Below are 25644 nucleotides of genomic sequence, written 5' to 3'. Positions count from 1 at the left end.
AAGCCGATGTGGTCGCGGCGCAGTTGGGTGAGCTGCTTGTCCTTGAGGCCGACGAGTTCGGTGTCGCCGATGGTGGAGGAGCCGGAGGTGACGGTATCGAGGCCGGCCATGCAGTGCATGAGGGTGGACTTGCCGGAGCCGGAGGGGCCCATGATGGCGGTGAACTCGCCCTCGGGGAAGTCGATGCTGACGTCGTCGAGGGCGACGACGCGGGTCTCCCCCTCCCCGTAGACCTTGTTCAGGCCGGTGGCGCGGGCGGCCGCCCGGCCGGTGCGGACGGCGGTTGCGGTCGACGTGGTCACGGGGACTCCTAGTGCTCGTGGGCTTGTACCTCCATGCTCCGCCGCGTGATCATGGTCTGGCGTCGCTCCGCCGGACGGTTGGCCCGACCATCGCTGGGCGTACGGGAGAACGGATTCGTCCTCCTGCGGTATGACGGGAACCCTGAGGGAGGGGCCGGCCGGTCGGTGGCCGGAAGCACCATCCTTCGTGGCCGAATCCCGGACAGTTCGTCAGATCGCAAGGAAACATGACAACTTCCGGGGCCGGGAACATGCGAAAGGGTGAGCCGGGCGACTAGGCTCAGGGTGGTTTCGCATGGACGCCCGGATGGTGGAACGCAGACACGGGCAGCTTAAAACTGCTTGGCCGCGAGGCCGTGCCGGTTCGAGTCCGGCTCCGGGCACCGGTCGACCGGCGGGGGCGCCGACTGCTCCCCCGCCGGGCGTCGTTCACCGGATCCTCCTCGCGGCGTATCCCGGAATTTTTGCCAAGCCATTACCCTTGTGCCTGGGCGGTGCAGTGCCGCCACGGAGGGAATGAGCAATGAGAAGCAGCAACCCGGTCTTCTCGCGGGAGGGGTCCTTCACCCGCGACTCCGGCTACGCGGGGTTCGGCACCGGCCCGCAGGCCGGGAGCCCGTACGGCGGCAACCCCTACGCGGGGACGCAGTACGCCCAGCAGCCGCAGGGTCAGGCCCCGCTGACCGACGAGCAGCTGTACCAGATGTACAACGGCCCGTCGGCCGGTCCGACGGCCACCGGGCGGATGACGCTGGACGACGTGGTCGCCCGCACCGCCATGACGCTGCTGACACTGGTCACCGCGGGCGCGGTGGCCTGGTTCGCGCTGCCGTTCGAGAACTACGGCTTCGCGATCGCCGCCAGCGTGGTGGCGATGGTCGTCGGCCTGGTCGCCTCCTTCAAGCGCAGCGTCAGCCCGCCGCTGATCCTGACGTACGCGGCCCTCCAGGGCTTCGCGATGGGCGCCTGGTCGCACGCGCTGAACACCATCCTGAACGGCATCGTGATCCAGGCGGTGCTGGGGACGGCGGCGGTCTTCGCGGCGATGCTGTTCGCCTACAAGAGCGGCAGGATCCGGGTCACCGCGCGCTACGCCCGGATCGGCATCGCGGTCGCCATGGGCTTCGTGCTGCTGATGCTGGTCAACCTGGTCGCGTCCCTGGCCGGCGCCGACATGGGCCTGCGCTCCGGCCCGCTGGGCGTCGTGGTCGGCCTGGTCGGCATCGGCCTGGGCGCCTTCTTCCTGTCGCTGGACTTCGCGGAGATCGAGACGGCCATCGCCCAGGGGGCCCCGCAGCGCGAGTCCTGGCGGGCCGCCTTCGGGCTGACGCTGTCGCTGGTCTGGATCTACATGGAGATGCTGCGACTGATCGCCATCCTGCGCGGCGACGACTGACACGGTCTCCCGTGGTGAACCACTGCCGCCGGGCCCCGGAGCCACCCGCTCCGGGGCCCGGCGGCTTTTCGCCTAGGCTCGCTGGCATGCATGACGTGGAACCCCTGGCCGAAGCCGTCGAGTCCCTGGCGGATCGTTTCCGCTCGCTGCCGCAGAGCAAGCTGCTGGGCGCCGTGCCCGGCCACCCCTCGCGGGCGGCGGCCGCGCTGGAGCTGGCCCGGCGGCTGGCCGCGCTGGCGCTGACGGTGGAGGGCGGGGCCGAGCGGGACTTCCCGGACGCCGGGGCCTTCGCGGTGGGGGACCAACTGGCCGTCGCCGGGCACGATCTGGTGGCCGCGCTCGCGGCGCTGCCCGAGGGGGCGGAGGTGGCGCTGCCGGACGGGCCGGCCGCGGTGGGCGAGGTGCTGGCCGGGGCGGTCGCGGCGGTGCGCGGGACGGCGGCGCTCTGCGCCTGAGCCGGCCGGGGCCGACCTGAGCCGACCTGAGCCGACCTGAGCTTCCTGCCGGGGCCGACCGGGGCCGGCCGGGGCCGACCGGAGCCGACCGGAGCCGGACGTGCCGAAGGCCGCCCGGGTCGGTAACCCCGTGACCCGGGCGGCCTTCGGTGCGAAGCGTCGGTGCGTGCCGGTGATCCGGCGTCATGATCCGGCGTCAGATGCTGGCGACCACCCGGTCGGCGAGCACGTAGACGGCGTCCTCGTCGGTGGAGAAGGTCAGCGAGTACGAGCCGGAGAAGCGCGAGCCGCCGAGCAGTCGGACGTGCTCGCCGGCCCGGACCGCGTCGATCAGCCGGTAGGCGGCCTCCCGGTCGCCCGGGGCCACGCAGAGGGTGGTGCCGTCGGCGAAGGCGTACACGTCCAGGGTGCCCAGCGGGCCCGGGCGGACGTCGATCAGGGCGACGGCCTCCTCGGCGAGGGTGGCCAGCCGGCTGTCGGTCCACTCGCGGGACGGTGCCTGGCTCGGCACGAAGTCGGGGTGCGAGGGGTGGCGGCGCGGGTCGGGCGCGGCGGCCGGGGCCTCCTCGACCACCGGGTCGGTGTCCAGCAGCCCGGACTCCAGGCCGGTGGCCATCAGGTCGGCCTCGCGGCGGGCCCGGGCGTCCTTCGCGGGCTCGCCCACCGGGTGGCCGGGGCGCAGCGGCGCGCCGCCGTCGGTGCCGGTCTCGGTCGGGCCGGTGCCGCCCTCGTTGATCAGGTCCTCCAGCGCGGAGCGCAGCGCCTCGCCGAACTCCGGGTCCATCGTCCCGGCGTTGTCGGCGGCGTCCTGCGGGCCGGTGGGGCGGGGGAAGAAGAGCGGCCACTCGTCGGTGCCGGAGAACACTCCGGTGAACGGGGAGTCGAACAGCGGCGCGTCCTCGGCCGCGCGGGCCTCCTGCTCGGCCCAGAACGCCCGGGCCTCGATGATCTCCCGCTCGCGGTCGGCGGCGAGCGCCTCGGCGACGGCCCGGCGTATCGCGGCCTCGTCCACCGGTGCGGGTACGGCCCGGGCGGCTGCCTGGGCGTCCAGTCGGCGGGAGATGGCCCGGAGACGGAGCAGCACGGCGGTCGACACGGTGATCAGGATCAGCAGCAGGATGGTGTAGACGGCGCTCACGGAACGTACTCCTTGCGAGGAGCGGAACGGGGTTACGTCTCCACACTGCCGCATCCGGGGGTGTTACCGCAGTGGCGAATGTCTAATTCGTCCCGGACTTTCCTCCTTGTCCCCAAATTGTTAGGTAACACCGTTCTACGCAGTGCAGTTGATCCGCTCCGCAGTGTCGATTTCCGGTCCGGAAACGAACGGAAAGAGGGCCGGATCGACCTCGCGGTGTGATCCGGCCCTCAATTACGCTGCGTCACTCCAAATGGGTGGTCCAGACCCTTCGGAGGATGCGGGGAGGGTCAGCTGAGGCGCTCGATGACCATCGCCATGCCCTGGCCGCCGCCGACGCACATGGTCTCCAGGCCGAACTGCTTGTCGTGCCACTGCAGGGAGTTGATCAGCGTGGTGGTGATCCGGGCGCCGGTCATGCCGAAGGGGTGGCCGACCGCGATGGCACCGCCGTTGACGTTCAGCTTGTCCAGGTCGACGCCGAGGTCGCGGTAGGACGGGATCACCTGGGCGGCGAAGGCCTCGTTGATCTCGACCAGGTCGATGTCGTCGATGGTCAGGCCGGCCCGCTTGAGCGCCTGCTTGGAGGCCTCGACCGGGCCGTAGCCCATGATCTCGGGGGAGAGCGCACTGACGCCGGTGGAGACCACCCGGGCGAGCGGGGTGATGCCGAGCTCGCGGGCCTTGGTGTCGGACATGACGACCAGCGCGGCCGCACCGTCGTTCAGCGGGCAGCAGTTACCGGCGGTCACGGTGCCGTCCGGGCGGAACACCGGCTTCAGGCCGGAGACGCCCTCCAGGTTGACGCCGGCGCGCGGGCCGTCGTCCTTGCTGACCACGGTGCCGTCCGGGAGCGTCACCGGGGTGATCTCGCGCTCCCAGAAGCCGGCCTTGATGGCGGCCTCGGCGAGGTTCTGCGAGCGGACGCCGAACTCGTCCTGCTCGGCGCGGGTGATGCCCTTGAGCGCGGCCAGGTTCTCGGCGGTCTGGCCCATCGCGATGTAGGCGTCCGGCAGCAGGCCGTCCTCGCGCGGGTCGTGCCAGCCCTCCCGACGCCCGCCACCACCCTCGGTCGAGGCGCTGCGCGCCGCCCCCCAGGTGCCCTCCTCCGCACGCTTGGCAGTGCGGGCCTGAGCCTCGTCGAAGAGCGGGTTCGTGGTGCCCGGCATGCCGTCCGAGGTGCCGTGAATGCTGCGCGAGACGGTCTCCACGCCGGCCGAGATGAAGACGTCGCCCTCGCCCGCCTTGATCGCGTGCAGTGCCATCCGCGTGGTCTGCAGCGAGGAGGAGCAGTAGCGGGTGATGGTGGCGCCGGGAAGGTGGTCCATGCCCATCTGGACGGCCACGATGCGGGCCAGGTTGTGGCCCTGCTCGCCGCCGGGCAGGCCGCAGCCGAGCATCAGGTCCTCGATCTCGCGCGGGTCGAGCTGCGGGATCTTGGCCAGCGCGGCCTGGATGATGTGGGCGGTCAGGTCGTCCGGGCGGACGTCCTTCAGCGAACCCTTGAAGGCCCGGCCGATCGGCGAACGGGCGGCGCTGACGATGACGGCTTCGGGCATGACGGGCTCCTCGCTGGGTGACGGCGGACCTGACGTCCGGGAGGAAAGTTACCGCTTGGTAGGTCAAGCGTCATCGGCCCCAGCGTGTGAGCTGGCCGACGTATTCCCCGGGCCCCCGGGGGCGTCCGGGCCGTGCTCCGAGTCCTGGTCCGGGCCGTGCGCCGGGCCGTGCTCCGAGTCCTGGTCCGGGCCGTGCGCCGGGCCGTGCTCCGAGTCCTGGTCCGGGCCGTGTTCCGAGTCCTGGTCCGGCTGGGACGCCCCGGCCGTGACCGAGCCGGGCAGCACGATCCGCAGCCGTCGGCGCAGCAGCGCCCAGCGGTGGCCCGCGCCCTCCGTCTCCACCGCCGCCACCTCGGTGCCCGCCCGGTCGGCCGCCGCCGCGGCGGCCACCGCGACCGGCAGCACCGCTTCGCCGGGCACCGGCGCGGTCGGGCGTTCCTCCTCCGGCCACAGCCCGAGCGCGGCGCAGACCGAGGGCAGCACGGCCATCGCCGCGGTCGCGTAGCCCTGGGCCGAGGGGTGGTAGCGGTCGGCGGAGAACATCTCCGGGCGGGCGGCGAACTCCGGCCCCAGCAGCGAGCCCAGCGAGACCGTCCGGCCGCCCGCCTCCAGCACCGCGATGGTCTGCGCGGCGGCCAGCTGCCGGCTCAGCCGGCGGGCCACCCAGCGCAGCGGCGGGCGCACCGGCTTGATCGTGCCGAGGTCCGGGCAGGTCCCGACGACCACCTCGCAGCCGTTGGCGCGCAGCGCGGCGACGGCCTCACCGAGCTGGCGGACGGCCAGCTGGGCCGGGCTGTGCCGGGTCACGTCGTTGGCGCCGACCATGATCACCGCGATGTCGGGGCGGTGCCGCAGCGCCTGCTCCAGCTGGCCGGAGAGGTCGGCGGAGCGGCCGCCGGAGCGGGCCGCGTTGACCAGCCGGACCGGGCGCTCGGCGACCGAGGCCAGGCCGGCGGCGAGCAGGGCGCCGGGGGTCTCCCGGCCCCGCGCCACGCCGAGGCCGGCGCCGGTGGAGTCGCCGAGGACGGCCAGCACCAGCGGCGGCTGCGGGGCGGCGGCACGGTCGGCGAAGGCCTCGCCGTAGACGCCGTCGGCCTTGGGCGGGTGGGTCTCCAGGACGCCGATGGCCTGGATCGCGAGTTTGCTCTCGGTCAGCAGCACGCCCACCAGGCCCACGCCGAGCAGCCCCAGCCCGCCGCCGCCGTACGCCGCCGCGGTGGCGATCCGCCGGGCCACCCGGGCCCGCGAGTCGTGTGCGCCAGGCATCCGGACCCCCTTCGCGTCCTCGCGCCGCCCCGGCGGGGCCGTACACCCCTCCTACCCGCGCGGAGGGCGGGAGTACCGGTGGAGGTGGGCCATTGGGGGAGGCGCGGCCGTCGCGCGGGGCTCCGGGAGGGGCGGGTGGGGAGGGAGGGGCCGGGGGAGTGCCCGGGCGGCTCCTCGGAGGAGGCGGACGAGCGGGGGCGCTGGGGTGCGTGCCACGCCCTAGGCTTTGCAGTACCGAAAGCACTCGCATGCCCATAGACCGGGAGGACCCCCGTGCGGTACCACAACTCGATCATCGACCTGGTCGGCAACACGCCGCTGGTCAAGCTGAACAAGGTCACCGAGGGCATCAGCGCGACAGTGCTGGCGAAGGTCGAGTACTTCAACCCCGGCGGCTCGGTGAAGGACCGCATCGCGATGCGCATGATCGAGGCCGCCGAGGCCTCGGGCGCCCTCAAGCCGGGCGGCACCATCGTCGAGCCGACCTCCGGGAACACCGGTGTCGGTCTGGCGATCGTGGCCCAGCAGAAGGGCTACAAGTGCATCTTCGTCTGTCCCGACAAGGTCTCGACCGACAAGATCAACACCCTGCGCGCGTACGGCGCCGAGGTGGTCGTCTGCCCGACCGCCGTCGCCCCGGAGCACCCGGACTCCTACTACAACGTCTCCGACCGCCTGGTCCGGGAGACCCCGAACGCCTGGAAGCCGGACCAGTACTCGAACCCGGAGAACCCGGCCTCGCACTACCACTCCACCGGCCCGGAGCTGTGGGAGCAGACCGACGGGAAGATCACCCACTTCGTGGCGGGCGTCGGCACCGGCGGCACCATCTCCGGCACCGGCAACTACCTGAAGGAGGTCTCCGGCGGCAAGGTCAAGGTGATCGGCGCCGACCCCGAGGGCTCGGTCTACTCGGGCGGCACCGGCCGGCCGTACCTGGTCGAGGGCGTCGGTGAGGACTTCTGGCCGACCGCCTACGACCGCGACGTCGCGGACGCCATCGTCGCGGTCTCCGACAAGGACTCGTTCCAGATGACCCGCCGCCTGGCCAAGGAGGAGGGCCTGCTGGTCGGCGGCTCCTGCGGCATGGCCGTGGTGGCCGCGCTGGAGGTGGCCCGCGGGCTCGGGCCGGACGACGTCGTGGTCGTGCTGCTGCCGGACGGCGGCCGCGGCTACCTGTCGAAGATCTTCAACGACGACTGGATGGCCGACTACGGCTTCCTGCCCTCGTCCACCGACGAGGCGCACATCGGCGAGGTGCTGGGCCGCAAGGAGGCCATCGAGCAGGGCGGCATCCCGCAGTTCGTCCACATGCACCCCAACGAGACGGTCGCCGAGGCGGTCCGGGTGCTGCGCGAGTACGGCGTCTCGCAGATGCCGGTGGTCTCCCCGGGCGCCGGGCACCCGGACATCATGGCCGGCGAGGTGATCGGCTCGGTGGTGGAGAAGCTGCTGCTGGAGGGCATCTTCGCCAAGGAGATCGAGCTGACCGACACGCTGGACAAGGTGATGTCCAAGCCGCTGCCGGTGGTCGGTTCGGGCGAGACCGTCACCAATCTGATGACCGTGCTGGAGAAGGCCGACGCGGCCGTCGTGCTGGTCGAGGGCAAGCCGCAGGGCATCGTCACCCGCCAGGACCTGCTGGGCTTCCTGACCGGCCGCGCCGCGCACTGACCCGGCGTCACCACCGCCCGCCCGTGGACCGATCCGGAGGATTCGTCCACGGGCGAAGTGGTACACCGGCGTCACCTGCCCGCAGCACGCGGTTAACAAGGCTCCGGCATCGTGGTGGTCAACGGCACGACGCCGAACGAGGCGACGGCAACCGTCCGGGAGCGGCTCCCCGGCGACCGCGGTCGACTCCGGACACATCGGGCGGTCCTGACCCGACCGCTGTGTCCTCCCTCGCGGGAGGCGCCGTCGTCCCGCCCCTGCCCGGCTCCGGCCGGTCGCAGGGTGTGGCGGCTCCCGCGGCCGCAACCGCGCCGTACGGCGCGTCCCCGCGGCTCCCGGGTGGGGGAGCCCAGGCGGGGAAACGGTGGGGCCGGTCCTTCTCCGAGGGGCCGGCTCCTTCCGTTTGTCCCGGTCCGTCCGCCCGCCCCGGGGCGGTTCGTCCGCCCACGGCTCCCGCGCCGTGCGCCGACGGCCCGCCGTTCCCGTACGCTCGCACGCATGACCAGCACTGAAACGACCGACCAGGACGCCCCGCGCTACGTCCGGGTCAAGATCGAGCTCATCGCGGAGATCACCGACGAGGGCGCCCTGAAGGCGGCGGCCCTGCAGGCGGTGACCGAGGACGAGTACCTCGACGACGAGGAGCGCGCCCAGTCCGTCGAGGCCATCGAGGTGGACCCGTCGGGTTCGCTCGCCCACTTCATCGACCCCGTCGCGCTGCTCGGCGACGTCCCCGGGGTGGAACTCGCCTCGGCGACCTGGGAGTCGGCGCAGACCGAGTTCGACCCGGACAACGAGGAGTGGGACGAGTACGCGGTGGACGAGTCCGCCGAGTAACGACGGCGTGCCGTCACCGCTCGGGAACGCCCGGTCTGCCACGGCAGGCCGGGCGTTTTGTCCCTGTTCGAAGGCAAGTTGGGTCATCTCATACGATCGCTTACCCTTCGGTGGTGGAACCGTGAACGGGCGGATTGCGTTTCTGTATCCGTAAATGCCCGGGATGATCAGCAGGGAGACGCGACGTGACGGCACGGGACGGGCAGGGGCGGGCGGCCGGAGGAAGCTGGAGCCGACGCGGTGTGCTCGCGGGACTGATCGGGGCGCCCGTTCTCCTGCTGGCGGCCTGCAACGACAACAGCGGCGGCGGCAGCGGCGGCAACGCCGCGGCCGGTAACGGCGCCGGCGGTGGCGGCGCGAGCGGCGCCCCGGGCGCCGGCGGCGGGAGCAGCAGCGCTCCGAAGACCTCGACCGCCGTGATCACCGTCACCCCCGCCGACGGGGCCACCGCGGCCAGCTTCAGCGACCCGGTCAAGGTCACGGTGAGCAACGGCACCCTGAGCAGCGTCAAGGTCACCGACTCCACCGGCAAGGAGCTGGCCGGTCAGCTCTCCGCCGACAACGCGAGCTGGACCTCGGCCGCCGCCCCGGCCAGCGGTACCAAGTACACCGTGGCCGCCGTCGCCGTGGACAAGGACAAGCTGGAGGCGGACTCCAACGCCGTGTTCACCACGGCCACCCCGGCCAACACCTTCGTCGGCTACTTCACCCCCGAGGACGGCTCGACGGTCGGCGTCGGCATGCCCGTCTCGATCAACTTCAGCAAGCCGATCACCGACCGCAAGGCCGTCCAGCAGGCGATCACCGTGATAGCCGAGCCGGGCGTCGAGATCGTCGGGCACTGGTTCTCCAGCACCCGCCTCGACTTCCGGCCGCAGGAGTACTGGGCCAAGGGCACCAAGGTCACCCTCAAGCTCCGGCTCAAGGACGTCGAGGGCGCCAAGGGCGTCTACGGCACCCAGTCCAAGGACATCGCCTTCACCGTCGGCCGCGCCCAGACCAGCGTCGCCGACCTCGCCACCAAGAAGCTCACCGTCACCACCGACGGCCAGGTCAGCGCCGTCTACAAGATCTCCGGCGGCGCGCCCGAGCACACCACCTGGGGCGGCAAGATGGTCATCTCCGAGCAGTACACGCAGACCCGGATGAACTCGCAGACCGTCAACCTGGGCAGCGAGTACGACATCGCCGACGTGCCGCACGCCCAGCGCCTGACCACCTCGGGCACCTTCATCCACGGCAACTACTGGTCCCCGACGTCGATCTTCGGCAGCCAGAACACCAGCCACGGCTGCGTCGGCCTGCAGGACGCCAAGGGCGCGCAGGACGCCGGCACGGACGGCTACAAGTTCTACAAGTCCTCGATGGTCGGCGACGTGGTCGAGGTCGTGAACTCCGGCGACAAGACGGTCGCCCCGGACAACGGCCTGAACGGCTGGAACCTGAGCTGGGCCGACTGGAAGGCCGGCAGCGCCGCCTGAGCACCTTCGGGCGGACCGGATCCCGCCGGTCCGCCCGGTGCACCCCCTGGTCAGCGCTTCGCGTAGTCCGCGAACCCCTGCCAGTCGACGATCACGCACGGCTCGTCGCCCAGGATCCAGGCGTCGTGCCCGGGCGGGCAGATCATGTAGTCGCCGGGGCCGAACTCCTCCTGCTGACCGTCGTCCATGACGATCTTCATCCGGCCGGAGACCACGTACCCCATGTGGGCCGCCTGGCAGCTGTCGGTCTTGGCGATCGGCTTCACGTGCTTGGACCACTGCCACCCCGGCTCGAACACGGCCCGGCCCACCGGGCCGGCGTCCAGGTTGACCAGGCGCAGCTCGCCCGTGCCCTCCTCGAAGGGGCGGACTTCCTCGGGATCCTCGAAGCTCTTGCGGACCAGACCGGACATGGCGCACTCCTCTCCCCGGAGGGAGGACGGCGCGGCCGCCGGCGGCTGGCCGCGCCGCCCCTGCTGGCCCTTCCAGTCTGCGCCCGGATCGGGGAGCGGTCACATGGGGTGGCCGCTCCCCGGGGAGCCCCGGCGTGGTCGGCCCGGCCCGGCGGTCAGTCCTGGGTGCGGGCCACGCCGATCGGGCAGGAGGCGCCGGTGCCGCCCAGACCGCAGTATCCGTTGGGGTTCTTGGCCTCCGACAGGTACTGCTGGTGGTACGGCTCGGCCGGGAAGAACGGGCCGGCCGGGGCGATCTCGGTGGTGATCGGACCGTAGCCGAGCGCGGTCAGGGCCGGCTGGAAGGCGTCCCGGGAGGCCGCCGCGGCCTCCGCCTGGGCGGGGGAGTGCGTGTAGACCGCGGAGCGGTACTGGGTGCCCACGTCGTTGCCCTGGCGGTTGCCCTGCGTCGGGTCGTGCGCCTCCCAGAAGGTCTTCAGCAGACGCTCGTACGACACCACCGCCGGGTCGTACACCACCCGGACCGCCTCGGTGTGCCCGGTCAGCCCGCTGCACACCTCCTCGTACGTCGGGTTCGGGGTGTGGCCGCCCTGGTAGCCGACCAGCGTCGTCCAGACGCCGGGCAGCCGCCAGAACGTCCGCTCGGCGCCCCAGAAGCAGCCCAGCCCGAAGTCGGCCACCTCCAGCCCCTCCGGGTACGGGCCGGACAGCGGGTGGCCGAGCACGGTGTGCGGGCTCCGCAGCTCGAAGGACGGGGCCGCCCGGCCGGGCAGCGCCTGGTCGGCGGGGACGAGCGAGGTCTTGTGGCGGTTGAACAGCACGGCCTGCTCCTGCGGGGTAGGGAGGGTTGCCCCGGATTCAACGCACGCGGCCGCCCCCGGATTCCGGGAGCGGCCGCCGGGGCGTGCGCGGGTGCGGTCAGGCGTTCTGCCGGGCCGCCGCGACCGCGCCCTGGACCGCCGCGATCCGCAGGTCGACGAAGAACTGCCGGGGGTCGTTGTAGTTGGTGAACGGCTGCGGGATGTACCGGCCCAGGGCCTGGTACTGCTCCAGCGCCTCGGTCGGCCGTTCGGCCCGGGTCAGGGCGAAGGCGAGCCAGCCGCGGGCGTAGCGGATGCGCGGGTGCTCCGGATCGGCGGCGGCGAGGTCGGCGAGCGCGGCGTCCAGGGCGGCGCCCACCTCCGGACGCTCCCAGGCGGTGAGCTTCTCGCCGTCCCGGCGGAACTGCTCGTAGTACGCCTCCAGCTTCATCGGCGCGAGCAGGCTGCCGGCCGGAGCGGCGGCGATCGCCTCGTCGATGAACCGGTGCATCAGCTCGTGGCTGCCGTGCCACTTCGCGCACCAGTACTGCAGCGCCCGGTTGTGCGCCGCCCAGTGGTGCGGATCGCGCGCGGTCACCTCCGCCCAGAGCTGCCGGAAGCGGTCGTTGGACCAGTTGAGGCCCATGGCGATGGAGATCTGGTCGACCCACGGGTTGGGGTCGTCCTCGGGGGCGAGCGCGACGGCCTCGGCGGCGGCCTCCTCGGCCTCCAGCAGGACCCGGTGGAAGCCCCGGAACTGCTCGGCGCTGACCTGGTCGGCGCCGGCCGAGGAGCGGATGTTCCAGGCCAGGAAGACCAGGGCGTCCGTGTGCACCAGTGCGGCGGTCGGGTCCTCCGGCCGCTCCGTGCGCCAGGCGCGCAGCCAGGTGTCGTCCTCGGCCGCCAGCAGGGCCAGCGCGCGCTGCCGCCGGCAGCGGACGTCGGCGGAGGCGTCCACGGCGAGGTAGGCGGCGGCCGGCCGCCAGTCGCCGGCCTTCGCGGCTTCGAGCGCGGCCGCCTCCTCTGGCTCGGGCGCGCCGTCCAGGACCAGGTCCTTGCCGAGCAGCAGCCCGTGGTCGGCCGGGACGATGGTGTTCTTCGCCCGCTCCTCCTCGGCGAGCCGGTCCTCGTGGCGGGCGATGGTGGCCTTGGCCCGCTCCAGCTGGGCCAGCTTGCGCTTGGCCAGCCGGGTCATGACGACCGGGAACAGCAGGACGAGGCCGACGACGGCGAACACGATGATGCCGATCAAGGGAGCTCCTTTCCGGGGTGCGGGTGCGGGTGCGGTGCGGGTGCGGCGGTCGGGGTCGGACGGGCGGGTGGCTCAGACGGTCCGGGCGGCGGGCGAGGGGAGGCCGGCCCCGGTGAGCAGCGCCCGCAGCGGCGCGGTGTCCGCGGTGTCCGCGCAGGCGGCGTCGAGGGCGGCGTCGAAGGCATCCTCGAAGCCGTCCGGCAGGTGGAGTTCGGCCGGCCCGGACCAGGAGAGCTCCCAGCCGGCCAGGCCGGCCTCGGCCAGCGCGACGACGGCCGCGTGTCCCAACTCCTCGCGCAGCACCGGGCGGGCGAACTCGCGGGCGGCCCGGCCGGTGGCGGCGGCGGCCTGCTCGCTCTTCGGCATCCGGTCGGTGAACTCCCAGGCCCGGCCGGCGTCGACGGCGTCGAGCAGGCCGTGGACGGTGGCCGGCAGGCCCAGCGCCGTCAGCGCCCGGCCGGCCGGGGCGGCCGCCTCGCGGGCGTGCGCCAGCATCGCCCGGCGGACCAGTTCGGGCCACTCGACCCGCTGCTTCCCGGCCGCCTCGGGGATCAGCGAGACGACCTCCAGCTCGGTCAGCACCCGCTCGGCGTCGTGCAGCAGCGCGAGGGCGGGCGTGTCGGCCCCGGGGCCGCGTCCGTCGTCGGGCAACGCCTCGATCGCGGCGACCCGGAGGCCGATCGGCGGGTGCGAGTCGTACGGGTCGGGCTCGCGCTCGGGCAGGTCGAGCGCGTGGTCGGCGAGCTCCTGCCGGCGCTTCGGGTCGCTCAGCAGGTCGAGCAGACCGCCGTAGACCTGGCCGGGCGGCGGGAGCAGGCCCGCGTCCCAGCCGATGGTGGCGTAGCGGCTGAGGTAGAAGTCCTGGGCGGAATCCAGCACCGGCATCTTGCGGAGTGCCGCGGCCGTGGCGTCCCGGCCCGCCAGCTGGGCGGCGACCAGGTCGGCGGCGTACTCCTGGCGGCGGCCGACCGCCTCGGAGACCCGGAAGTAGAGCTTGGCGTAGAGGGTGAAGAGCCCGGCGAGGACCCGGTCGACGCCGCCGGTGGCCTCCTGATCGGAGGGCTTGCGGCCCTTGGCCAGCCGCTTCTCGGCCTTGGCGGCCAGCTTGGCGGCCTCGCCGGCCTGGTGCCGGTCGGCGCGGTGGTGGAGCCCGCCGACGGTGTGGAGGACGGCGCGGCGGCCGGCCACGGTGAGGGCGGCCAGCCGGACGTCCCGGTTGCTGTAGTGGCCGAACTCGTGCGCCAGGACGGACTCCAGCTCGCCCTCGGTGAGGCCGATCAGCAGCGGGGCGCCGATCACCAGGTGCCGCTTGCCGGGGACCAGGCCGAGCAGCCTGGTCTCCTCCAGCACACCGGCGTTGACCTCCGGCACGAGCCGGATCTCGGCCGGTCCGCGGACGCCCGTCCGCTCGGCGATCCGGTCGACCATGGCCCAGAGGGCGGGCTGCTGCTCACGGGTGAGGCGCACACCGGGCAGCTCGCCGTCGTCCTTGCGCCGGCGGGTCAGGAACACCACCCGGACCACCGGGTAGCCGATCGCGGCCGACAGCGCCCAGATCTTGGCCAGCCCCGGGCGCAACTGGCCGGATGCCTGGTAGAGGGCGACGTCGAGGGCGAGCAGGCCCACGAGGATGCCGAGGGCGAGCAGGTAGAAGCCGGCGAGCAGGGCCACGGCGGTGACGGCTCGTGTGGATGTGCTCATGCCAGTGGAACGCTGGGGCGCGCCCATGCGGTGATCCTCCCCCGGGGCGCGACGGCAGGGCGGCGCGCGGTTGTCGTGTGGTGAACGGGTGTACGGCAGGTGGAGATCGTAGCGGCCTCCGGTGACCGGTGCACCAGGGTTGATACTCGCCGTACCCCCGCTCCCACCTGCGGGTTCGTCCCGGATTCCGATTCGTGCGGGCTTGACGGTATTCGGCCACTAGGCTCGGAGCCATGACCGAGCACCAGCTTCCCCAGGGCTTCGAGACCCTCGCCATCCACGCGGGTCAGGAAGCAGACCCCCAGACCGGGGCCGTCGTCACGCCGATCTACCAGGTGTCCACCTACAAGCAGGACGGGGTGGGCGGCCTGCGGGGCGGCTACGAGTACAGCCGTAGCGCCAACCCGACCCGTACCGCGCTGGAGGAGTGCCTCGCGGCGCTGGAGGGCGGCGCCCGCGGCCTCGCCTTCGCCTCCGGCCTGGCGGCCGAGGACACCCTGCTGCGCACCGTTCTCAAGCCGGGCGACCACATCGTGATCCCCAACGACGCCTACGGCGGCACCTTCCGGCTGTTCGCCAAGGTGCTGACCCGCTGGGGCGTCGAGTTCTCCGTGGCCAACACCCAGGACCTGGCCACCGTCCGCGAGGCGATCCGCCCCAACACCCGCGCGGTGTGGGTGGAGACCCCGTCCAACCCGCTGCTGGGCATCACCGACCTGGCCGCGCTCGCCGAGATCGCGCACGGCGCCGGCGCGCTGCTGGTGGTCGACAACACCTTCGCGAGCCCGTACCTGCAGCAGCCGATCGCGCTCGGCGCGGACGCGGTCGTGCACTCCACCACCAAGTACATGGGCGGCCACTCGGACGTGGTCGGCGGTGCGCTGGTGCTGGCCGACGCGGCCCTCGGCGAGGAGGTCGCGTACCACCAGAACGCGATGGGCGCGGTCTCCGGCCCGTTCGACGCCTGGCTGGTGCTGCGCGGCATCAAGACGCTGGGCGTCCGGATGGACCGGCACAGCGCCAACGCGGAGAAGGTCGCCGAGCTGCTGGCGAGCCACCCCAAGGTCAGCCAGGTGCTGTACCCGGGCCTGCCCGAGCACCCCGGCCACGACATCGCCGCCAAGCAGATGAAGGCCTTCGGCGGCATGGTCTCGTTCCGGGTCGCGGGCGGCGAGGAGGCGGCCGTCGAGGTCTGCAACCGCGCGCAGTTGTTCACCCTCGGCGAGTCGCTGGGCGGCGTCGAGTCGCTGATCGAGCACCCGGGTCGGATGACCCACGCCTCGGTGGTCGGTTCGGCGCTGGAGGTGCCGTCCGACCTGGTGCGCGTCTCGGTCGGCATCGAGTCGATCGACGACCTGCTGGCCGACCTCACGCAGGCGCTGGGTTAAGGCCGTCGGGGCTCACTGCCCCTGCTGGTCCGCCGTGTAGGACTCCATCGCGTGGTTGAAGCGGGCCAGCAGGGCGCAGAACGCCCGCTGCTCCTCCGGCGGCCAGTCGGCCACCAGGCGGCGGGTCAACTCGGCCCGGCCGTCCCGGACTTCGTCCAGGCGGCCGGCGCCGTGGGTGGTCAGCGCGAGCCGGACGGCGCGCCGGTCGGCCGGGTCCTGCACCCGGCCGACCAGCCCGGCCGCGACCAGCGGGGCGACCTGGCGGGTCACCGTGGAGGAGTCCACGCCGAGCGATTCGGCCAGTGCCTTGACGTTGGCGGGCCCGTGCCGTTCCAGTCGGTCGAGCAGCAGGTAGGCGGCCCGGTCCAGCGCTCCGACCCCGCCGCCGGAGGTCCGGACCTGTTCCATGCGGCGGGCGAACACCGCGAGCTGGTACTGGAGTTGGGTGTGCACGGGGTCGGTGCGGTCGGTGGCCTGGGGCGAGGTCGTCGTCATCGCGGCTCACGATCGTCGTGCGGTGAGTGAGGCTCAGAAGCAGCAGCGTACGCGGGCACGGCGGACCCGGGAACAGGCCCGGCGTGCCGGATTGCGGCCGTCCGGACCTCTAACCTTGGCGGCATGCACACCTGGCCGATCACCCTCGACGACGTCCGCGGCGCCCAGAAGATGCTCGCCGGGATCGCCCGGGTGACCCCGATGGAGGGCAGCCGGCACCTGTCCGGGCTGATCGGGGCGCCGGTCCACCTGAAGTGCGAGAACCTCCAGCGCACCGGTTCCTTCAAGCTGCGCGGGGCGTACGTGCGGATCGCGGGACTCTCGCCGGTGCAGCGGGCCGGCGGGGTGGTGGCGGCGAGCGCCGGGAACCACGCCCAGGGGGTGGCGCTGGCGGCCGCGTTGCTGGGGGTGCGCTCGACCGTGTTCATGCCGGTCGCGGCGCCGCTGCCGAAGGTCGCGGCCACCCGCGAGTACGGCGCCGACGTGCGGCTGCACGGGGCCACCGTGGACGAGGCGCTGCAGGCCGCGCAGCGGTACGCGGAGGCGACCGGCGCGGTGTTCATCCACCCCTTCGACCACTGGGACGTGGTCACCGGCCAGGCGACCGTCGGGCTGGAGATCCTGGAGCAGTGCCCCGAGGTGCGCACCATCCTGGTCGCGGTGGGCGGCGGCGGGCTGCTGGCCGGGATCGCGGCGGCGGTCAAGCCGCTGCGGCCGGACGTCCGGGTGGTCGGGGTGCAGGCGGCGGGCGCGGCCGCGTACCCGCCCTCGCTGGCGGCCGGGCGGCCGGTGTCGCTGGAGCACTTCGCCACCATGGCCGACGGGATCATGGTCGGCCGCCCGGGGGACATTCCGTTCGAGGTGGTCAACACGCTGGCGGACGGCATCCGCACGGTCTCCGAGGACGCGCTGTCGCGGGCGCTGCTGCTGGGCCTGGAGCGGCTGAAGCTGGTGGTCGAGCCGGCCGGGGCGGCCCCGATCGCGGCGCTGCTGGAGCGGCCGGACTCCTTCGAGGGCCCGGTCGTGGCGGTGCTGTCCGGCGGCAACATCGACCCGCAGCTGATGCAGCGGGTGCTGCGGCACGGGCTGGCGGCGGCCGGGCGCTACCTGTCGCTGCGGGTGCGGCTGGCGGACAAGCCGGGCTCGCTGGCGGACCTGCTGGGCGCGCTGACCAGGGTGGACGCCAACGTGCTGGACGTGGCGCACGTCCGGATCGACCCGCGGCTGGGGCTGACCGAGGTCGAGGTGGACCTGCACCTGGAGACCAAGGGGCCGGAGCACTGCGCGGCGGTCATCGGCGAGCTGCGGGACTCGGGGTACGTCGTCTCCACGTAGCCGGCCGGGGGAGCTCCGCCCGGAACTTCCCCCGAAGATCCCCCCGGAACGACGGCGGAGCCGTGTCCCTTGACGCGATATATCGCGTACTGCCAGACTCGCGATACATCGCGTTCGAGTCCTGCGGGTCGAGAATCGAGTCGCCCGCGTGCCCGAAGAAGGGGCAGAGTGGGACAGATCGCTCCACACGTCCGAGGAGATGAGGCAGGCCATGGCGCCAGCCATCCAAGCCGAGAACCTGGTGAAGACCTTCGGCGACGTACGAGCCCTGGACGGCGTCAGCCTCGACGTCCCCGAGGGCACGGTGCTCGGGCTGCTCGGCCCGAACGGCGCCGGGAAGACCACCACCGTGCGGGTCCTCACCACCCTGCTCCGCCCCGACTCCGGCCGCGCGGTGGTCGCCGGCGTCGACGTGCTCAAGCACCCCAACCGGGTCCGCAGTCTGATCGGCCTGTCCGGACAGTACGCGGCGGTCGACGAGTACCTGACCGGCTTCGAGAACCTCACCATGGTCGGCGAGCTCTACCAGATGAGCACCCGCGACGCGAAGGCCCGCGCGCTGGAGCTGCTGGAGTGGTTCAACCTCGCCGAGGCCAAGGACCGCACCGCCAAGACCTACTCCGGCGGCATGCGGCGGCGTCTGGACCTCGCCGCCGCGCTGGTCGTCCGCCCGCCGGTGATGTTCCTGGACGAGCCGACCACCGGCCTCGACCCGCGCAACCGGATCGCGCTCTGGGAGGTCATCGAGACCCTGGTCGAGCAGGGCACCACGCTGCTGCTCACCACCCAGTACCTGGAGGAGGCCGACCGGCTCGCCCACGACATCGCGGTGGTCGACCGCGGCCGGGTGATCGCGCGCGGCACCGCCGACCAGCTCAAGGCCCAGATCGGCGGCGAGCGGATCGAGGTCGTGGTGCACGAGCCCGGCCTGGTCGCCGACGCGGTCGCGGCGATGTCCGGCTACGCGCTGAGCGAGCCGACGGTGGAGCGCAACACCCGCCGGATCACCCTGCCGATCAGCGGCGGCGCCCGGGTGCTCGCCGACGCGATCCGCGAACTGGACGCCCGCGGGATCGAGATCGACGACATCGGGCTGCGCCGCCCGACCCTGGACGACGTCTTCCTCACCCTCACCGGCCACGTCGCCGAGGAGGAGACCGAGGAGGGCGGCGGCGGCCCCGAGGCGCGCGGCCGGGGCGGTCGGGGCGGCCGGGGCAAGGACAGGCCCGGCGGCGCGGACCACGTCGAGGGCCGGGCGCCGGACAAGCAGGCCGTCGCGGCCGGAAAGGAGCGCTGAGATGAGCACCGCCACCGAGCACGCCATCGGCGCGGCGGTCCCCCGGCAGCGCCGGGGGCTGTCCGCCACCCTGCACGACTCCTGGGTGGTCGCCAAGCGCAACCTGCGCCGGATGACCCGCATCCCGGAGATCGTCGTCTTCGGCCTGATGCAGCCGGTCATGTTCGTGCTGCTGTTCTCGTACGTCATGGGCGGGGCGATCAAGATCCCGGGGGCGGACTCCAGCTCCCACACCTACATCCAGTTCCTGATGGCCGGCATCTTCGCCCAGACCGTCACCTTCGCCACCGCCGGCGCCTCGGCCGGCATCGCGGAGGACATGACCAAGGGCCTGGTGGACCGCTTCCGCTCGCTGCCGATGGCCCGCTCGGCGGTGCTGGTCGGCCGCACCCTGGCGGACCTCGTGCAGACCGGGTTCATCGTGATCGTGCTGGGACTGGTCGCGCTGCTGGTCGGCTGGCGGATCCACGACGGGGTGCTCAACGCCCTCGCCGCCTTCGGCCTGCTGCTCCTGTTCGGCTACGCCTTCTCCTGGATCGGCGCGCTGATCGGCCTGTCGGTGCGCAGCCCGGAGGCGGCCACCTCGGCCGGGCTGATCTGGCTGTTCCCGCTGACCTTCGTGTCCAACGCCTTCGTGCCGGTCTCCTCGATGCCGGACTGGCTGCAGGGGGTCGCGTACTGGAACCCGTTCAGCGCCACCGTGCAGGCCTGCCGGGTGCTGTTCGGCAACCAGGTCGGGCCGGTGGACAGCGCCTGGCCGATGCAGCACGCGGCGCTGGTGTCGGTGATGTGGTCGGTGCTCATCACGGCCGTGTTCTCGTGGCTCTCGGTGCGCAAGTACCGTTCGGCCACCGCCTGATCCGCCGCGGTCCGATCAACTGTCGTGCAGAACGCGGAAGGGCGGCCGCGGAGTCCCTGACTCCGCGGCCGCCCTCGGCGTCGTGGAACCGGATCAGCCGGCGTACGGCACGACCTTGACGATCTTCACCATGGCCGGCTTGCCGTTCGGCAGCTCGTAGGTGGCCTCGTCGCCGATCTGCTTGCCGTCGATCGCGCGGCCCAGCGGCGACTGCGGGGAGTAGACGTCCAGGTTGTCGGAGCCGGCCACCTCGCGGGAGGCGAGCAGGAACTCCATCAGGTCGTCCTCGTCACCGTCGAACGCGACCGTGACGACCATGCCCGGGGCCACCACGCCCGAGTCGGCCGGGGCCTCGCCGACCTTGGCGCGCTCCAGCAGCTGGGTCAGCTGGCGGATGCGGAGCTCGTACTTGCCCTGCTCCTCCTTCGCCGCGTGGTAGCCGGCGTTCTCCTTGAGGTCGCCCTCCTCGCGCGCCGCCTCGATCTTCTGGGCGATCTCGATGCGCCAGGGCCCGGTCAGGTGATCCAGCTCGGCCTTGAGCTGGTCGTAGCCGGCCTGAGTGAGCCAGGTCACGTTCTCGCTGGTCTGGGTCACGGGTGCTCCTCGTAGGTGCTGGGGCTGGGCTGAGGGTGTGAGTCGTCAGCAGGGTCGGTGGTGATATCGGTCTCAACTACAAAGCAACGCCCGCTCCCGTACCATCCGGTGCGGAAGGGGCGAAACCACGAGCGTAACAAGTCCTGCCGACGAGCGGGAGTGGCGTTGGCGCGCCATTGACGGTGGCGTTACGCCGCGGTGTACAGGACGGAGAGCGGGAGCTCTCGCGGGACCTCTGGCGGGACCTCTGGAGGGACCTCTTACGGATGCCCGCTCGCCCGATCGGATATGCGCCCTACTTGGCGGGCGTGCACCCCAGCAGCTCGGCGGTGGTGCCGCGGGCCGTGGTGCGCAGGGTGACCACCGCGTCGTAGCTGGAGCCCGCCGCCGGGACCGGGAAGTCGGCCACCCCGACCACCGCGTGGTCGTCGCCCTGCGAACGGACCGTGCAGGTGCCGGCCTGGCCGTCGCTCTTGCTGACGGTGAGGTGCAGCTGGACCTCGGAGTCGGAGACCACCTGGAAGGTCGGCACCGAGCCGTTGATCTTCGTCTCGCGCAGCAGGTAGGAACCGCCCAGCCAGGCGATCAGTGCCAGGCCCAGGACGCCGCAGACCGCGCCGACCACCTTCAGGCGACGGTCCGAGTCGCGGTCGCCGCCGCGTCCGTAGCGCCCCTCGGGCGGCCGGGTGGCGGTGGTCTCTGCGGTCATCGGACTCTGTCCTCTCCTGAGGGCGGGGCCGCGCGGGGTGATGCGGGGGAATGCGACGGACCTCCAGTCCGTCACTATAGGAGGGGCACGCCCGCAGCCGGTCCGGCGGGGGCAGGGCTCGGCCGGGTCGGCGACTTCCGCAGGCCGGCCCCGCGGCGACGCGGTCCCGGAGTGAGCGGTTCGTACGGTGGGCAGACCCGGACTTCGCGGAACGCCCGACGATGTGGAAGGAACGCAAGGCGTTGACTGAGCAGTTGCGACTGATGGCGGTGCACGCCCACCCGGACGACGAGTCCAGCAAGGGCGCGGCCACCATGGCCATGTACGTCGAGCAGGGTGTGGACGTGCTGGTGGCCACCTGCACGGGGGGCGAGCGCGGGTCGGTACTCAACCCCAAGCTCCAGGGGGACCCGTACATCGAGGAGAACATCCACGAGGTGCGGCGCAAGGAGATGGACGAGGCGCGGGCGATCCTCGGCGTCGGCCAGGCCTGGCTGGGCTTCGTGGACTCCGGACTGCCGGAGGGTGACCCGCTGCCCCCGCTGCCGGAGGGCTGCTTCGCCCTGCAGGACGTCAAGGAGGCGGCCGAGCCGCTGGTCCGGCTGATCCGCGAGTTCAAGCCGCAGGTCATCACGACCTACGACGAGAACGGCGGGTACCCGCACCCGGACCACATCATGACCCACAAGATCACCATGCTGGCCTTCGACGCCGCGGGCGACCCGGACGCCTACCCCGAGGCCGGCGAGCCCTGGCAGCCGCTCAAGCTCTACTACAACCACGGCTTCCCGATGGGCCGCATCCGCGCCCTGCACCAGTACCTCACCGACCACGGCCACGAGTCGCCCTACGGCGAGTGGATCGCGGGCTGGGAGAAGAGCGGCCGCAAGGAGCGCGAGATCACCACCCGGGTCCGCTGCGACGACTGGTTCGAGACCCGCGACCGCGCCCTGATCGCCCACGCCACCCAGATCGACCCGGACGGCCCGTGGTTCCGCGTGCCGCTGGACGTCCAGCGCGAGGTCTGGCCCACCGAGGACTACGAGCTCGCCCGTACCCTGGTGGATGTGGACCTGCCGGAAGGCGACCTGTTCGCCGGCCTGCGCACCCCCACCCTGGCGGCCGAGGCCGCCGACACGCGCGACTGAACCACCCCCCGGTGGCCCGGCTCCCCGTGAGCCGGGCCACCATAGAGATATGAGTGCCTCCGTGAACCTCCTCCACCTCGCCGCTGACCTCGCCGTCGACGACGCCAAGGTCACCCCCGGCCTCCTCGGCTTCGTCGTCTTCGCCGCCCTCGGCGTCGCGACCTGGTTCCTGGCCAAGTCGATGAACCGCCAGTTCAAGAAGGTCGACTTCGCGGAGGAGCCGGAGGCTCCGAAGGAGTGAGTCCCCGGCCCCCGCCACCCGCCGATGCGCGAGGATGGGGGCCATGCCGAACCGTCTCGCGGACGCGACCTCGCCGTACCTGCTGCAGCATGCCGAGAACCCGGTCGACTGGTGGCCGTGGGGGGTGGAGGCCTTCGAGGAGGCCCGCCGACGCGGAGTGCCGGTGCTGCTCTCCGTCGGCTACGCCGCCTGCCATGGGTGGCCAGAGGTGAATGTGTAGATCCAGGTAGTCCTCTTCCGCGAAGCCAGTGTTCACCGAGTCACTGAGGCCGGCACGCACCTGCCCGGGCTCAGACCGGGGCGCCTGCGGCCTTGAGGGGAAGTGTGGCGCGGACGCGGAATCCTCCGCCGGGGCGGGGGCCGATGTCGAGGTCGCCGCTGACCATGCCGACGCGTTCGCGCATGCCGATGAGGCCGTGGCCGAGGCCGCCGGTGGCGAGCTGTTTCTCGGTGCTGCCGCGGCCGTCATCCTCGACCAGGACCGCGAGTTCGCGGCCGCCGAAGTCGACGGCAACCCGGGCGTGGACGTCGGGGCCGCCGTGCTTGCGGATGTTGGTCAGCGCCTCCTGGACGATTCGATAGGCCGTGAGCCCGACGCCGAGGGAGACTTCGCGGGGGTGGCCCGAGACGGTGTAGTCCACCGTCAACCCGGCCGCGCGGGCCCGTTCCAGCAGGTCCGGCAATTCCTCGATGCCGGGCTGGGGGGCGTACTCCTCGGTGGTGTCGGAGGTGCGCAGCACGCCGAGCAGGCGGCGCATCTCGACCAGTGCCTGGCGGCCGGTGGAGGCGATGGTGCCGAGCGCCTCCTTGGCCTGCTGGGGGGAGTTGTCGAGGACGTACGCGGCGCCGTCGGCCTGGACGATCATCACCGAGACGTTGTGTGCGACCATGTCGTGCAGTTCGCGGGCGATCCGGGCGCGTTCGGCGGCGACCGCCACTTTGGCCTGGGCGTCCCGTTCGCGCTCCAGCCGGGCGGCGCGGTCCTCCAGTTCGGTCAGGTAGGCGCGGCGGACCCGGGTCAGCCGGCCCCAGGCCCAGCACAGGATGAACGGGGTGGCCAGGACCCCGGAGAGCACGGCAGCCCGCAGCCGTCCGTCCGTCGGCCCGCCGGGATCGAAGCGCCAGACTGCCAGCGGGCCGGCCAGCGCGCCGCCGGCCAGCGCGAGTCGGGAGGCCCAGACCGGGCCGTACGCGGCGGCCGTGTATGCCAGGACGAGGTAGCCGGCGCCGGCCGGGCCTGCAGCGACGTCGAGGACGACCTGGCTGGCCCCAAGCAGGACACCGCCGACCGCGGCCGGGCCGGGGGCTCGGCGCCGGACGACGAGCAGTGCGGCCAGCAGCACGGTCGAAGCCGCCCGCCAGGCCAGTAGCGGGCCGACGAACTGTGACGCGTGCAGCAGGCCGATTACCAACAGCAGCCCTGCCCAAGCGGCGTCGACCGTCGTCGGGTGGGTGCGCGGCCGGCCATTGAGTCGATGCACACCCTCAGGCTAGGCAGCCGCGTCCGGCGCCCAGGTCCCCCGGAAGTCTGATGCGGCATCAGTCGCATGGTGGAGATGAACTCGTCAAGGGGCGTTCGAGAGACCTGTTTAGCGGACGAGTCAAACACGTGGAGCCTCGATCGGTAGTTCCACGAAGATCCGAAGCGGGTCGTGACGCCCGGCGTCCGGCCTGCCCAAGTGTCGGCAGACCTACCGGTACGTGAGGGTTGTGATGGCTACCACTGGAACAGACGAGACACGGCTCGCCGAACCACGGGAGACCGAGGTCACCCCGCCGGCGGCGGTGCCGGCTTGGCGACCGGTGGCCGCGGTGGCGGCGGGGACGGCGCTCGTACTGCTGCTCTTCATCAACGAATACGGCTATGACGCGGACGAGTTGTACTTCCGGATGCTCGGTGAGCGCGGGCCGGCCTGGGGTTACGTGGACCAGCCGCCGGCGCTGCCGATGGTGGTCCGGGCGGCCACGCTACTCCTGGGGGACAGCCTCTGGGCGATCCGCGTCCCGGCCGTGCTGTGCGCGGCGGCGGTGGTGGTGCTCGGTTCGCTGATCGCGGTCGAGTTCGGAGCCTCGCGGCGGGCGCAGCTGATGACGGCGCTTGGGCTCGGCAGCTCGGTGATGGTGCTGAGCGTCGGTCACTGGATCCTGACCAGCAGCCTGGATGCGGTGGCCTGGTGCCTGGTGATGCTGTTCGTGCTCCGGGCGCTGCTGCGGCAGGACGGCCGGTGGTGGATCCGGGCCGGTGTGGTGTGCGGTGTGGCGCTGTACGCCAAGTACATGGTGCTGCTGCTGCCGGTCTCGCTGCTGCTCGGTCTGGCCCTGGTCGGGCCTCGGCAGGTCTTCTGCGACCGGCGGCTCCACCTGGGGATCGCGTCGGCGCTGGTGATCGGGGCGCCGAACCTGATCTACCAGGTCACCCACGACTTCCCGCAGATTCAGATGGCGCACGCGCTGGGCGCCAGCGACGGTTCGGCGAACCGTTCGCTGTTCGTCTCCAACCTGCTGCTCCTACTCGGTCCGGGCCTGGCGGTGTTCTGGATCGCGGGCCTGATCGGGTTGTTCCGCAAGCGGGAGTGGCGCCCGGTGCGGGCGGTGGCGGTCGGCTACCTGCTGGCGACGGTCGCCGCGCTGATGATCGAGGGCGGCCGGCCCGACTACACCGGCGGGTTCCTGATCGCGCTGTTCGCGATCGGGGCGATCCGGGCCGATCGCTGGATCGCCCGCGGCCGGTGGCGGCTGCCGGTGGTGGCGGTCGGGCTGGTGCTGACCTCGCTGCTCCAGCTGCTGCTGGCGCTGCCGGTGATCCCGGAGAAGTCGCTGCACCGGGCCGCGGTCAACAGCATGGCCCTGGAGACGGTCGGCTGGCCGACCACGGTGGCCCAGGTGGCGGCGGTGTACGACGGGCTGCCAGCCGACGAGAAGGCCCGCGCGGTGCTGCTGGCGGGGAACTTTGGCGAGGCCGGCGCGCTGGACCGCTTCGGCGGGAAGTACCACCTGCCCGAGGTCTACAGCGGGCACAACGAGCTCCACAACTGGGGACCGCCGCCCGCCTCCGCGGACGTGGTGGTCACCGTGGGGGTCGACCAGGCCCGGCTCACCGCCGACTTCGAGCGGTGCACGGCCGCCGCGAAGCTCGACAACGGGCTGGACATCGACAATCCGGAGCAGGGCCGGCAGATCTCGGTCTGCCGGGGGCCGCGCGCGCCGTGGAAGACCCTTTGGCCCGCGTACCGCCATCTCGGCGCGTACGAGTGACGGACCGTGGACACCCGTGAGTAGCAGCCCAGCAGAGCAGGTCGAAGGC

At 72.4% G+C, this 25644-nt stretch carries 24 protein-coding genes, 1 tRNA gene and 1 pseudogene; 14 read left to right on the top strand and 12 right to left on the bottom strand.

What is annotated here, in order from left to right; genetic code table 11:
- Window positions 1–302 (bottom strand): ATP-binding cassette domain-containing protein (locus tag AB0Q99_RS08960; protein WP_363569627.1); only part of this gene is annotated, 302 nt, incomplete at its 3' end.
- 301 nt (window positions 303–603) lie between these two features.
- Between AB0Q99_RS08960 and AB0Q99_RS08955 the strand changes: the two genes are divergently transcribed.
- The 3 genes from AB0Q99_RS08955 (at window position 604) to AB0Q99_RS08945 (ending at window position 2153) form a co-directional block, all read left to right on the top strand.
- Window positions 604–685 (top strand) — tRNA-Leu (locus tag AB0Q99_RS08955).
- A 140-nt stretch (window positions 686–825) separates the two neighbouring features.
- Window positions 826–1698, top strand: a complete 873-nt coding sequence (locus AB0Q99_RS08950; protein WP_363569626.1) for a Bax inhibitor-1/YccA family protein — start codon at window positions 826–828, stop codon at window positions 1696–1698.
- Between the two features lie 86 nt (window positions 1699–1784).
- Entirely contained in the window at window positions 1785–2153 is a 369-nt protein-coding gene (locus AB0Q99_RS08945) for a hypothetical protein (RefSeq protein WP_363569625.1), read from the top strand.
- A gap of 196 nt (window positions 2154–2349) precedes the next feature.
- Here AB0Q99_RS08945 and AB0Q99_RS08940 read toward each other — a convergent pair whose 3' ends face one another.
- The 3 genes from AB0Q99_RS08940 to AB0Q99_RS08930 all read right to left on the bottom strand — a co-directional run bounded on the left by AB0Q99_RS08940 (window position 2350) and on the right by AB0Q99_RS08930 (window position 6116).
- On the bottom strand, window positions 2350–3291 hold the full coding sequence (locus AB0Q99_RS08940; protein ID WP_363569624.1) for a hypothetical protein: 942 nt from the start codon (window positions 3289–3291) through the stop codon (window positions 2350–2352).
- 290 nt (window positions 3292–3581) lie between these two features.
- On the bottom strand, window positions 3582–4850 hold the full coding sequence (locus AB0Q99_RS08935; protein WP_363569623.1) for an acetyl-CoA C-acetyltransferase: 1269 nt from the start codon (window positions 4848–4850) through the stop codon (window positions 3582–3584).
- Between the two features lie 63 nt (window positions 4851–4913).
- Entirely contained in the window at window positions 4914–6116 is a 1203-nt protein-coding gene (locus tag AB0Q99_RS08930) for an SGNH/GDSL hydrolase family protein (protein ID WP_363569622.1), read from the bottom strand.
- A 273-nt stretch (window positions 6117–6389) separates the two neighbouring features.
- Between AB0Q99_RS08930 and AB0Q99_RS08925 the strand changes: the two genes are divergently transcribed.
- From AB0Q99_RS08925 to AB0Q99_RS08915, 3 genes are all read left to right on the top strand, one after another.
- Window positions 6390–7790: a cystathionine beta-synthase gene (locus AB0Q99_RS08925; protein ID WP_363569621.1), complete on the top strand. Its 1401-nt coding sequence runs from the start codon at window positions 6390–6392 to the stop codon at window positions 7788–7790.
- A gap of 498 nt (window positions 7791–8288) precedes the next feature.
- A complete protein-coding gene (locus AB0Q99_RS08920; protein ID WP_363569620.1) occupies window positions 8289–8627 on the top strand; it encodes a hypothetical protein in 339 nt (112 codons plus the stop codon).
- A 185-nt stretch (window positions 8628–8812) separates the two neighbouring features.
- Window positions 8813–10108, top strand: coding sequence for an Ig-like domain-containing protein (locus AB0Q99_RS08915; protein ID WP_363569619.1), 1296 nt, complete (start codon window positions 8813–8815; stop codon window positions 10106–10108).
- Window positions 10109–10158: 50 nt separating this feature from the next.
- Here the strand turns inward: AB0Q99_RS08915 and AB0Q99_RS08910 are convergent, their stop codons facing one another.
- The 4 genes from AB0Q99_RS08910 to AB0Q99_RS08895 all read right to left on the bottom strand — a co-directional run bounded on the left by AB0Q99_RS08910 (window position 10159) and on the right by AB0Q99_RS08895 (window position 14274).
- A complete protein-coding gene (locus AB0Q99_RS08910; protein ID WP_363569618.1) occupies window positions 10159–10521 on the bottom strand; it encodes a cupin domain-containing protein in 363 nt (120 codons plus the stop codon).
- 155 nt (window positions 10522–10676) lie between these two features.
- Entirely contained in the window at window positions 10677–11342 is a 666-nt protein-coding gene (msrA, locus tag AB0Q99_RS08905; protein WP_363569617.1) for a peptide-methionine (S)-S-oxide reductase MsrA, read from the bottom strand.
- Window positions 11343–11439: 97 nt separating this feature from the next.
- Window positions 11440–12573, bottom strand: a complete 1134-nt coding sequence (locus tag AB0Q99_RS08900; RefSeq protein ID WP_363569616.1) for a hypothetical protein — start codon at window positions 12571–12573, stop codon at window positions 11440–11442.
- 72 nt (window positions 12574–12645) lie between these two features.
- On the bottom strand, window positions 12646–14274 hold the full coding sequence (locus tag AB0Q99_RS08895; RefSeq protein ID WP_363569615.1) for a M48 family metalloprotease: 1629 nt from the start codon (window positions 14272–14274) through the stop codon (window positions 12646–12648).
- 233 nt (window positions 14275–14507) lie between these two features.
- Between AB0Q99_RS08895 and AB0Q99_RS08890 the strand changes: the two genes are divergently transcribed.
- Window positions 14508–15662: a cystathionine gamma-synthase gene (locus tag AB0Q99_RS08890; protein WP_363569614.1), complete on the top strand. Its 1155-nt coding sequence runs from the start codon at window positions 14508–14510 to the stop codon at window positions 15660–15662.
- A 12-nt stretch (window positions 15663–15674) separates the two neighbouring features.
- Here AB0Q99_RS08890 and AB0Q99_RS08885 read toward each other — a convergent pair whose 3' ends face one another.
- Window positions 15675–16157 (bottom strand): MarR family transcriptional regulator, encoded by a 483-nt coding sequence (locus AB0Q99_RS08885; RefSeq protein ID WP_363569613.1) that lies wholly within the window; start codon window positions 16155–16157, stop codon window positions 15675–15677.
- A gap of 123 nt (window positions 16158–16280) precedes the next feature.
- On the opposite strand from AB0Q99_RS08885, the gene ilvA reads away from it, so the two are divergent.
- The 3 genes from ilvA to AB0Q99_RS08870 all read left to right on the top strand — a co-directional run bounded on the left by ilvA (window position 16281) and on the right by AB0Q99_RS08870 (window position 19648).
- Window positions 16281–17492, top strand: coding sequence for a threonine ammonia-lyase (gene ilvA / locus AB0Q99_RS08880; RefSeq protein WP_363569612.1), 1212 nt, complete (start codon window positions 16281–16283; stop codon window positions 17490–17492).
- Between the two features lie 211 nt (window positions 17493–17703).
- Window positions 17704–18789 (top strand): ATP-binding cassette domain-containing protein, encoded by a 1086-nt coding sequence (locus tag AB0Q99_RS08875; protein WP_363569611.1) that lies wholly within the window; start codon window positions 17704–17706, stop codon window positions 18787–18789.
- Between the two features lies 1 nt (window position 18790).
- Window positions 18791–19648: an ABC transporter permease gene (locus AB0Q99_RS08870; protein WP_363569610.1), complete on the top strand. Its 858-nt coding sequence runs from the start codon at window positions 18791–18793 to the stop codon at window positions 19646–19648.
- A gap of 93 nt (window positions 19649–19741) precedes the next feature.
- Here the strand turns inward: AB0Q99_RS08870 and greA are convergent, their stop codons facing one another.
- Both greA and AB0Q99_RS08860 read right to left on the bottom strand, forming a co-directional pair.
- Window positions 19742–20242 (bottom strand): transcription elongation factor GreA, encoded by a 501-nt coding sequence (gene greA, locus AB0Q99_RS08865; RefSeq protein WP_363569609.1) that lies wholly within the window; start codon window positions 20240–20242, stop codon window positions 19742–19744.
- Window positions 20243–20537: 295 nt separating this feature from the next.
- Window positions 20538–20951: a DUF4307 domain-containing protein gene (locus AB0Q99_RS08860; RefSeq protein ID WP_363569608.1), complete on the bottom strand. Its 414-nt coding sequence runs from the start codon at window positions 20949–20951 to the stop codon at window positions 20538–20540.
- Window positions 20952–21193: 242 nt separating this feature from the next.
- Here AB0Q99_RS08860 and mca point away from each other — a divergent pair, with 242 nt between their 5' ends.
- The 3 genes and pseudogenes from mca to AB0Q99_RS08845 all read left to right on the top strand — a co-directional run.
- Window positions 21194–22099, top strand: coding sequence for a mycothiol conjugate amidase Mca (gene mca, locus AB0Q99_RS08855; protein ID WP_363569607.1), 906 nt, complete (start codon window positions 21194–21196; stop codon window positions 22097–22099).
- A gap of 49 nt (window positions 22100–22148) precedes the next feature.
- Entirely contained in the window at window positions 22149–22340 is a 192-nt protein-coding gene (locus tag AB0Q99_RS08850; protein ID WP_363569606.1) for a hypothetical protein, read from the top strand.
- A 43-nt stretch (window positions 22341–22383) separates the two neighbouring features.
- Window positions 22384–22536, top strand: a pseudogene (locus AB0Q99_RS08845) (DUF255 domain-containing protein); the annotation flags it as partial.
- Between the two features lie 94 nt (window positions 22537–22630).
- On the opposite strand, the gene AB0Q99_RS08840 reads toward AB0Q99_RS08845, so the two are convergent.
- Window positions 22631–23821, bottom strand: a complete 1191-nt coding sequence (locus AB0Q99_RS08840) for a sensor histidine kinase (RefSeq protein WP_363569605.1) — start codon at window positions 23819–23821, stop codon at window positions 22631–22633.
- Between the two features lie 232 nt (window positions 23822–24053).
- Between AB0Q99_RS08840 and AB0Q99_RS08835 the strand changes: the two genes are divergently transcribed.
- Window positions 24054–25595, top strand: coding sequence for a glycosyltransferase family 39 protein (locus AB0Q99_RS08835; RefSeq protein WP_363569604.1), 1542 nt, complete (start codon window positions 24054–24056; stop codon window positions 25593–25595).
- Window positions 25596–25644: the final 49 nt, after the last annotated feature.

The sequence above is a fragment of the Kitasatospora sp. NPDC086791 genome (genome assembly GCF_040685975.1).
Lineage (GTDB): Bacteria > Actinomycetota > Actinomycetes > Streptomycetales > Streptomycetaceae > Kitasatospora.
The sequence above is the reverse complement of the archived record's forward strand: the minus strand, read 5'-3'. Positions and strand labels throughout refer to the sequence as shown.

What these genes read in the sequence shown, in the direction of transcription:
- AB0Q99_RS08950 (WP_363569626.1), top strand. Translation starts at nt 826, where the DNA reads ATGAGAAGCAGCAACCCGGTCTTCTCGCGGGAGGGGTCCTTCACCCGC.
- AB0Q99_RS08945 (WP_363569625.1), top strand. Translation starts at nt 1,785, where the DNA reads ATGCATGACGTGGAACCCCTGGCCGAAGCCGTCGAGTCCCTGGCGGAT.
- AB0Q99_RS08935 (WP_363569623.1), bottom strand. Translation starts at nt 4,850, where the DNA reads ATGCCCGAAGCCGTCATCGTCAGCGCCGCCCGTTCGCCGATCGGCCGG.
- AB0Q99_RS08930 (WP_363569622.1), bottom strand. Translation starts at nt 6,116, where the DNA reads ATGCCTGGCGCACACGACTCGCGGGCCCGGGTGGCCCGGCGGATCGCC.
- AB0Q99_RS08920 (WP_363569620.1), top strand. Translation starts at nt 8,289, where the DNA reads ATGACCAGCACTGAAACGACCGACCAGGACGCCCCGCGCTACGTCCGG.
- AB0Q99_RS08910 (WP_363569618.1), bottom strand. Translation starts at nt 10,521, where the DNA reads ATGTCCGGTCTGGTCCGCAAGAGCTTCGAGGATCCCGAGGAAGTCCGC.
- AB0Q99_RS08895 (WP_363569615.1), bottom strand. Translation starts at nt 14,274, where the DNA reads ATGAGCACATCCACACGAGCCGTCACCGCCGTGGCCCTGCTCGCCGGC.
- AB0Q99_RS08890 (WP_363569614.1), top strand. Translation starts at nt 14,508, where the DNA reads ATGACCGAGCACCAGCTTCCCCAGGGCTTCGAGACCCTCGCCATCCAC.
- AB0Q99_RS08885 (WP_363569613.1), bottom strand. Translation starts at nt 16,157, where the DNA reads ATGACGACGACCTCGCCCCAGGCCACCGACCGCACCGACCCCGTGCAC.
- ilvA (WP_363569612.1), top strand. Translation starts at nt 16,281, where the DNA reads ATGCACACCTGGCCGATCACCCTCGACGACGTCCGCGGCGCCCAGAAG.
- AB0Q99_RS08875 (WP_363569611.1), top strand. Translation starts at nt 17,704, where the DNA reads ATGGCGCCAGCCATCCAAGCCGAGAACCTGGTGAAGACCTTCGGCGAC.
- AB0Q99_RS08870 (WP_363569610.1), top strand. Translation starts at nt 18,791, where the DNA reads ATGAGCACCGCCACCGAGCACGCCATCGGCGCGGCGGTCCCCCGGCAG.
- AB0Q99_RS08860 (WP_363569608.1), bottom strand. Translation starts at nt 20,951, where the DNA reads ATGACCGCAGAGACCACCGCCACCCGGCCGCCCGAGGGGCGCTACGGA.
- AB0Q99_RS08850 (WP_363569606.1), top strand. Translation starts at nt 22,149, where the DNA reads ATGAGTGCCTCCGTGAACCTCCTCCACCTCGCCGCTGACCTCGCCGTC.
- AB0Q99_RS08835 (WP_363569604.1), top strand. Translation starts at nt 24,054, where the DNA reads ATGGCTACCACTGGAACAGACGAGACACGGCTCGCCGAACCACGGGAG.